The sequence below is a fragment of the Actinosynnema sp. genome (assembly GCF_052038725.1).
The window spans coordinates 1-7,570 of record NZ_JBQGCX010000275.1; the positions used below are offsets into that span (position 1 = coordinate 1).

Sequence of the window (7,570 nt, forward strand, 5' to 3'; positions counted from 1 at the left end):
GGGGCTGCGCAGGCTGGGCGTCCGGTACCTGACGCTGACCCACAACGAGAACACCCCGTGGGCGGATTCGGCCACGGATGCACCCGTTAGCAATGGATTGACCTCGTTCGGGCGCGAGGTCGTGCGCGAGATGAACCGGATCGGCATGATCGTCGACCTCTCGCACGTCGCCGAGACGACGATGAACGACGCCCTCGACGTCACGACCAGGCCCGTCATGTTCAGCCACTCGTCCTGCCGGGCCGTGGCCGACCACCCGAGGAACGTCCCGGACGCCGTCCTGGAGCGCCTCGCCGGGAACGGGGGTGTGTGCATGGTCACATTCGTGCCCGCGTTCGTGTCACCCGCCTACGCGGCCTGGGACGCCCGGCTGCGCGAGGCCATGGCGGACGCCGGGCAGCGGCACAACGACCTGGACGCCAGGAACCGGTTCGCCGCGACGTGGACCGCGGGCGGGCCGACCCCGGAGGTCGGGATCGAGGACGTCGTGGCGCACGTCGAGCACGCCCGCGAGGTGGCCGGGATCGACCACATCGGGATCGGCGGCGACTACGACGGGGTCGCGTTCCTGCCGAACGGGCTGGAGGACGTGTCGGGGTACCCGAACCTGTTCGCGGCGCTGCTGGAGCGCGGGTGGAGCGAAGCGGACTGCACCAAGCTCGCGGGTGCGAACGCGCTGCGGGTGCTGCGCGCGAACGACGAGTAGGGCGGAGCGGGGACGCCGTCGGGTTCGCGGCTCGTCGGCGGCCCGCGGTTCCGGCGGGCAAGGGACCTTGAAGCCCCATCGGGGGCTTCAAGGGAGCACGAGGTCAGCGCAGGCTCGTCACCCCGACCGGGGGCAGGCCCACGGCCGTGGCCATCAGGTCGTAGAAGGCCGCGCCGTGCGCGGTCAGCTCGGCGTCCACGGCCGTCCAGGACGCCCGCAGCTCCAGGTCGTCGGTGCGCCCCTGGGCCGCGATGTCGCCGAACCGGGCCGACGACGTCTGCGTCACCGTGCCGCCCAGCGCGGTGAACTCCGCCCCGGCCTGCTCCAGCGAGTCGGTCAGCCACGACCACCCGACCTCGGGCAGCAGCGGGTCCGAGGCCAGCTCCGGGTCCAGCTCCACGCGCACGTACGCGACCACCCGGAAGCAGCCCGACCACGCCTCCACGCCCTCGGGGTCGTGCAGCAGCACCAACCGCCCCGTGGACAGCTCGTCCTCGGGGCCGGTCACCTCGGCGGTCAGCGCGAACGCCCACGGGGCCAACCGCTGCGGCGCCCGCACCTCGGTCAGCTCGACCTCGGGCCGGGTCCGCACCGATCTCAGGGTCCGCACCGCGCGCCGGAACAGCTCGGGCTCCCCAGCGTCTCCCGTCACGGGCCCGACTGTATGCCTGTCGGCCCCGCCCCGCGGGGCAGGCGCGCCGGGCGTTCCGCAGGCTCTCCGAAGATCCACAAGTCGGGTCCGCTGACTCGCGACGCAGCGTGATGGACGACCCACCCACCACTCCGCACCGCGTTCTCGACGCGTGGGACGATGGTCGGCGAGATGACCGAGATGACCGAACCCCCGCTGCTGGTCGCCGCGCGTGGCGGCACCCCGTCCCGGACCCCCGTGTGGTTCATGCGCCAGGCGGGCCGCTCGCTGCCCGAGTACCGGGCGCTGCGCGCGGGCACGGCCATGCTGGACGCCTGCTTCGACCCGGAGATGGTCTGCGAGATCACCATGCAGCCGGTCCGCAGGCACGACGTGGACGGCGCGATCCTCTTCTCCGACATCGTCGTGCCGCTCAAGGCCGCCGGTGTCGACCTGGACATCGTCGCGGGCACCGGGCCGGTCGTGGCCCACCCGGTGCGCACCCGCGACGACGTCGCGGCCCTGCCGGAGCTGGAGGCCGGGCACGTGCGGCCCGTGGCCGACGCCATCGGGCTGCTGCTGAAGGAGCTCGGGGAGGTCCCGCTGATCGGCTTCGCGGGCGCCCCGTTCACCCTCGCCTCCTACCTCGTCGAAGGCGGCCCGAGCCGCAACCACGAGCGCACCAAGGCGCTCATGCACTCCGACCCCGACCTGTGGCACGCCCTGCTGGCCAAGATCGCCGACATCACCGCCGAGTTCCTGCGCGTGCAGGTCGAGGCGGGCGTCAAGGCCGTGCAGCTGTTCGACTCCTGGGCGGGCGCGCTGTCCGAGCGCGACTACCGGACCTTCGTCCTCCCGCACTCCGCGCGGGTGCTGGAGAGCGTCACGGGCGTGCCGCGCATCCACTTCGGCGTCGGCACCACCGAGCTGCTGCCCGCGATGCGCGAGGCGGGCGCGGACGTCGTCGGCGTCGACTGGCGCACCCCGCTGGACGTCGCGGTGCGCCGCATGGTCCAGGCCGCGCCTGACCTGCCGCCGCCCGTCGTGCAGGGCAACCTCGACCCGGCGCTGCTGTTCGCCGGGATCCCCGCGCTGGAGCGCGAGGTCGACCGGATCGTGGAGGAGGGCAAGGTGGCCTCCGGGCACATCTTCAACCTGGGCCACGGCGTCCTGCCGGACACCGACCCGGACGTGATCACCAAGGCCGTCGAGCTGGTGCACCGGTCGCGATGAACGCCACGCGGGTAGCGGTCGTCGGCGGCGGGATCTCCGGTCTGGTCGCGGCCTACCGGCTGCGCGCCCTGCTCGGTCCCGGCGCCACCATCACCCTGGTCGAGCAGGCGACCCTGCTCGGCGGCAAGCTCCGCACGGTCGAGCTCGCCGGGAAGCTGTACGACGTGGGCGCCGAGGCGTTCCTGCACCGCCGCGCCGAGGCCGCCGACCTGGTGGCCGAGCTGGGGCTGGCCGACGAGCTGGTGCACCCCACCGGCGCGCCGTCCACGATCCTCGCGGGCGGGCAGGTCCGGCCGGTGCCGCCGCGCACCCTGATGGGCGTGCCCGCCTCCGCCGAGGCGGTGCGGGACGTGCTGTCCGAGGAAGCGCTTTCCAGGGTCGCCGCCGAACCGGGGTTGCCGCCGATCGCCCTGGGCGGCGAGGACGTCCTGGTCGGCGAGCTGCTGCGCGAGCGGTTCGGCCCCGAGGTCGCCGACCGGCTGGTCGGGCCGCTGCTGGGCGGGGTGTACGCCGGTCGCGCGGACGCGCTGAGCCTGCGCGCCACCATGCCGCAGCTGGCCGAGGCGCTCGACGCGGGCGAGGGTTCGCTGCTGGCCGCCGCCGCGCGCGCGATGCCCGTGCCCGCGAAGGCCGCCTCCGGTCCGCGCCCGCCGATCTTCGGCGCGCTGCGCGGCGGCATGGCCGCCCTGGTCGACAAGCTCGCCGAGGCCGCCAAGGCCGACGTGCGCCTCGGGCTGCCGGTGCGCGGGCTCGCGAAGACCGCCGAGGGCTGGCGGTTGGAGATCGGGACCGCCACCCAGCCCGAGCACCTCGACGTCGACGGCGTCGTGCTCGCCGTGCCCGCGCCGTCCGCGCGCAAGCTCCTGGCCGACGCGGTCCCCGCCGCAGCCGAGGGCCTCGGGCGGATCGAGGTCGCGTCCATGGCCGTGGTCGCGCTCGCGCTGCCCGCGGGCACCGAGCTGCCCGAGCGCTCCGGCGTGCTGCTGGCCGAGGGCGAGCGGCACGCGAGCGGCACCCCGTACACCGCCAAGGCGTTCACCTTCTCCAGCCGCAAGTGGGCGCACCTGGGGACCGACCCGCTGCTGGTGCGCGGCTCCGTCGGCAGGCACGGCGACGTGGAGTCGTTGCAACGCCCCGACGAGGAGCTGGTCGCGGCGGTGCGCGCGGACCTCGCCGAGCTCACCGGCGTCACCGCCGAGCCCGTCGACACGTCCGTGACCCGGTGGGGCGGCGGACTGCCCCAGTACGGGCTCGGGCACCTCGACCTGGTGGCGGGCGTCGAGCGGGCCGTCGAGGCCGCGCCGGGGCTGGCCGTCGCGGGCGCCGCGCTGCACGGCGTCGGCATCCCCGCCTGCATCACGACCGGGGACGAGGCCGCGCAGCGTGTCGCGGCGCACGTCCTCGGCCGGGTGAGTTGAGTGCACGGCAAGAGGAAGATGGGGCCATGTCCGACGACCTGAACTACAACGAGCTGAACAACACCATCCGCTACACCGCCTGGTCGGTCTTCAAGGGCCCGCAGCCGGGCTCGCTCGGCGAGAACCGCGCCGCCGCGGCGACCGAGGCCCAGGAGTACATCGACGGCCTCGCCGCCAAGGGCGTCACCGTGCGCGGCGTGTACGACCTGGCCGGTCTGCGCGCCGACGCGGACTACATGATCTGGTGGCACGCCGAGGAGATCGAGCAGGTCCAGGCCGCCTACACCGGGTTCCGCCACACCAGGGTGGGCGCGCTGTCCACCCCCGTGTGGAGCCAGGTCGGCCTGCACCGGCCCGCCGAGTTCAACCGCAGCCACGTCCCCGCGTTCCTGGCGGGCGAGGAGGCGCGGAAGTTCATCTGCGTGTACCCGTTCGTGCGGTCCTACGACTGGTACATCCTCCCCGAGGAGGAGCGCCGCACCATGCTCCGCGACCACGGCCTCGCGGCCAGGGACTACGCGGACGTGCGGGCGAACACGGTGGCCTCGTTCGCCCTGGGCGACTACGAGTGGCTGCTGGCGTTCGAGGCCGACGAGCTGCACCGCATCGTCGACCTGATGCGCGCCCTGCGCGCGACCGAGGCCCGCCGTCACGTGCGCGAGGAGCTGCCGTTCTACACCGGCACCATGATCGCGCCGTCGGAGCTGGTGCTGAACCTGCCGTGAGGCAGTGGCCACGCGGGGGAGCACTGCGCCTGCTTCCCCGCGGGCCACACGTGCGCCACCCCTTGAGCTCGCGGGCCCGGCCGCCGGACGTGGTGCTGTGGAAGGCGATACGCTCCCGCCCGGTCCCAGGGGTGATGCCCGCCAGCAGTGCCACGACCGCCAGCGCCGCCGCGCCACGACCCCCGCCCACCACGCGGTGAGCGCCCCCGCGATCCGACTAGTGCTTGATCTTGTAGGCCCGGATGGCGGTCTGCTCGAACCCGTTGCCCACCCCGTCCACGCCCTTGACCCGCAACGACGTGAACTCCCCGGCGCGCGGCAGGTCCAGCAGCGCGCTGCCCAGCAGCACCGGGGCCTTCGCCCAGCTCGCCCCGTCGTCGTAGGACGCCTCCACGGTCAGCGACCGCAGCCCGCTCGACCCACCGGCCCGCTGGAACTCCAGCGGCAGCAGCGAGAAGCCGGCCCGCGCCGCGCCGTCGCGGTCCAGCGCGGGCGTGAACCGGACCAGGGTCAGCGGCAGCTCGGCCCGGCCCGTCCCGGCGCCGGCGCGGAACGTCCACGCGCCGCTGAGCCGCGTCGAGAAGTCCGACGCGCCCCCGGTCCGCACCACCTCGGTGGACACCCGGTAGTTTGCCGCGCCCGGTTCGAGGGTGAACTGGCCGCTGCCCGGCCAGGCGCTCTCGCCGACCGGCTTCCCGTTCCGCTCCAGCGCGGTCCGCGCCGACGCGGTGTCCGACGCGCCGAGGTTGCCCGCCCGGTCGCCGAACAGCGACAGCGAGAACCGGAGCTGACCGCCCTCGCGCACCAGCGGCGGGGTGCTCCAGTCCGCCAGCACCGGGCCGAACACCGGCCCGTTGGTGGAGCGCCGGTGCTCCCGGCCCGCCCGGTAGCGCTCGTCGCCGCTGCTCTGGCCCGCGCTCCAGGCGAAGTCCGCCGTGTTCTGGGTGTACGTCCAGCGCCACCCCGGCTCGGTGTTCACGTGGTCGACGACGACGCCCGGCGCGGCCACCTCCGAGGACGCGCCCCACCCGCTGCCGTCGCCGAACACCGGGTTCCCGGCGTGCGAGGCCCGCTGCCCCTCGGGCGCCGGGCCGACGGTGGTGCGCACGGTCGCCAGCTCGCCCGCCGCGGGCTCGCGGACGAACCCGGCCCCCACCCCCGGCTCCTCCCACCCGAAGCAGTAGAACGAGCCGTCCCCGCCCGCGAACTGGGCGCCCACCGACCGGGACTGCTGCCCGGCGGGCAGCTCCCCGCCGTTGCGCCCCACCCACAGCTCCTCGGGGAACCCGCCGGGGAACAGGTAGGTGTAGCTCGTCGTGCGCCCCTCGTGGACCTGGTTGATCGTGTAGCCGCCGACCAGGGGCTCGGCCTCCGGGTCCGGAGGGGTCACCCGCAGCGGCTCGGCCTCGCGCGCGTCCACGGTGATGGTGGTGTCGCGGTCCAGCACCAGCGCTGGCCTGGTCAGCAGCGCCCCGCCACCGCCCGAGGCCACCGAGGACCAGACCCCGTACTCGCCGGGCGGCAGGGTCGCGGTGCTCTCCGCGCCGACGGAGTACCGGGGGCTGGGCTGGTCCAGGTCGATCACGGCCGTGTCGCTCTCCTCGGCGGGCCCGCCGTCGCGCCCGACGTGCCGCACGGTGAGCGAGCACCGCTCCTGGGCCCGCTCGACGGACACCGGGGTGCGCACCAGCACCCCGCCGCCGGACGACGCGGTGACCAGGCCGCTGTGCGCGCCGTCCGGCACGTCCGGGCGGGTGTCGCCGGTGACCCGCGCCGTCGCCGTCCCGCCCGCGGGCACGGTCAGCGCGGCGGGGGCGACGGTGAGCACGCCGGTGGTCGGCCGCCCGTCCGGGCCGACCGCGTCCACCGCCAGGTCCAGCGCCACGGGCGCGTCGGAGTCGTTGCGGTGCACCAGGTCCCCGGTCACCGGCTCGTCGTCGTGCGGCCACTCCCGCACGCCCAGCGCCAGGCTCGACGGCTCCGCCGACACCTCCAGCGCCAGCGCCCGCGCCACGTCCACCCGGCCGGAGCCCTGCTGGTGCGGGGTCAGCGCCGGGTTCGGCGTGGCCGAGGCCACCAGCGCGGCCTTGATCCGCCGCCCCGACCAGTCCGGGTGCCGCTGCTTGAGCAGCGCGGCGGCGCCCGCGACGTGCGGGGTGGCCATGGACGTGCCGGACATCGACACGTGCCCCTCGTCCACCGGCGTGCCCTCGATGCCGTGCCGGGAGCGGGCGGCGACGACGTCGGTGCCCGGCGCGGTGACGTCCGGCTTCACGGCGCTGTCGCCCAGGCGCGGCCCCCGGCTGGAGAATGGGGCTAGCCCGTCCTGCCGGTCCACCGCGCCCACGGTCAGCGCCGAGTCGGCGGAACCGGGAGAGCCGATCGTGCCCGGCCTGCCCGCACGCCCGGATCGGCCAGCAGCTGCGGGAACGCCGCCCCGGACTTCGGGGCCCGCGCGGCGACCGCGCCCACGAGCGGCAGCTCCCGGCCGACCTCCAGCGCCGAGGTCCGCCCGCCGCCGTCGCGCGTGACGACCACCGGCACGCTGTCCCGGCGCGCGTCGTCGTAGCCGGCGTCGACCAGCCCGGTCACGTCGAACAGCCTGGGGTCCAGCTTCCCCGACGCCAGCGCGGGCACCGCGTCCTGCGGCACCACGTGCAGCCGCCCACCGGCCACCGAGGTCCGGAACACCTGGCGCTCCCGGCCCGGACCGGCCACGACCTCGCCGAGCCCGCCGCCGCGCAGCACCACCCGGTCACCGGTGATCAGCGTGACCTCGGTCCGCTCCCCGGCCCCCGGCCCGACCGGCGGCCCCCGCGCCGGTCGGCCGAGGCGACCCCGGTCGCGCCCAGCAGCA

6 protein-coding genes and 1 pseudogene are annotated in these 7,570 nt (G+C 75.4%); 4 read left to right on the forward strand and 3 right to left on the reverse strand.

All coding sequences use genetic code 11. The annotated features are described in order from the left end of the window. The coding region (locus ACTUAL_RS05315) for a dipeptidase (protein WP_440899459.1) at window positions 1-706 on the forward strand (706 nt) is incomplete at its 5' end. 103 nt (window positions 707-809) lie between these two features. Here the strand turns inward: ACTUAL_RS05315 and ACTUAL_RS05320 are convergent. Continuing rightward, the gene (locus ACTUAL_RS05320) at window positions 810-1,358 is read right to left on the reverse strand and encodes a DUF3000 domain-containing protein (RefSeq protein WP_096492144.1); all 549 of its coding nucleotides are present in this window, start codon (window positions 1,356-1,358) and stop codon (window positions 810-812) included. Between the two features lie 159 nt (window positions 1,359-1,517). On the opposite strand from ACTUAL_RS05320, the gene hemE reads away from it, so the two are divergent. Genes hemE through hemQ form a run of 3 tightly spaced genes read left to right on the forward strand, consistent with a single transcriptional unit; the run spans window position 1,518 to window position 4,713 of the window. After that, a complete protein-coding gene (hemE, locus tag ACTUAL_RS05325; protein ID WP_440899460.1) occupies window positions 1,518-2,570 on the forward strand; it encodes a uroporphyrinogen decarboxylase in 1,053 nt (350 codons plus the stop codon). After that, window positions 2,567-3,988, forward strand: a complete 1,422-nt coding sequence (gene hemG, locus ACTUAL_RS05330) for a protoporphyrinogen oxidase (RefSeq protein WP_440899461.1) — start codon at window positions 2,567-2,569, stop codon at window positions 3,986-3,988. The genes hemE and hemG overlap by 4 nt, the downstream gene beginning before the upstream one ends. Before the next feature lie 26 nt (window positions 3,989-4,014). Then, entirely contained in the window at window positions 4,015-4,713 is a 699-nt protein-coding gene (gene hemQ / locus ACTUAL_RS05335; RefSeq protein ID WP_096492147.1) for a hydrogen peroxide-dependent heme synthase, read from the forward strand. Window positions 4,714-4,930: 217 nt separating this feature from the next. Here hemQ and ACTUAL_RS05340 read toward each other — a convergent pair whose 3' ends face one another. Continuing rightward, complete coding sequence (locus tag ACTUAL_RS05340; RefSeq protein ID WP_440899462.1) at window positions 4,931-7,060, reverse strand: S8 family serine peptidase; 2,130 nt, start codon at window positions 7,058-7,060, stop codon at window positions 4,931-4,933. A 2-nt stretch (window positions 7,061-7,062) separates the two neighbouring features. Next, a pseudogene (locus ACTUAL_RS05345) lies at window positions 7,063-7,570 on the reverse strand (hypothetical protein); the annotation flags it as partial.

Coding starts and splice junctions, on each gene's coding strand:
- hemE (WP_440899460.1), top strand. CDS start 1,518: ATGGTCGGCGAGATGACCGAGATGACCGAACCCCCGCTGCTGGTCGCC.
- hemG (WP_440899461.1), top strand. CDS start 2,567: ATGAACGCCACGCGGGTAGCGGTCGTCGGCGGCGGGATCTCCGGTCTG.
- hemQ (WP_096492147.1), top strand. CDS start 4,015: ATGTCCGACGACCTGAACTACAACGAGCTGAACAACACCATCCGCTAC.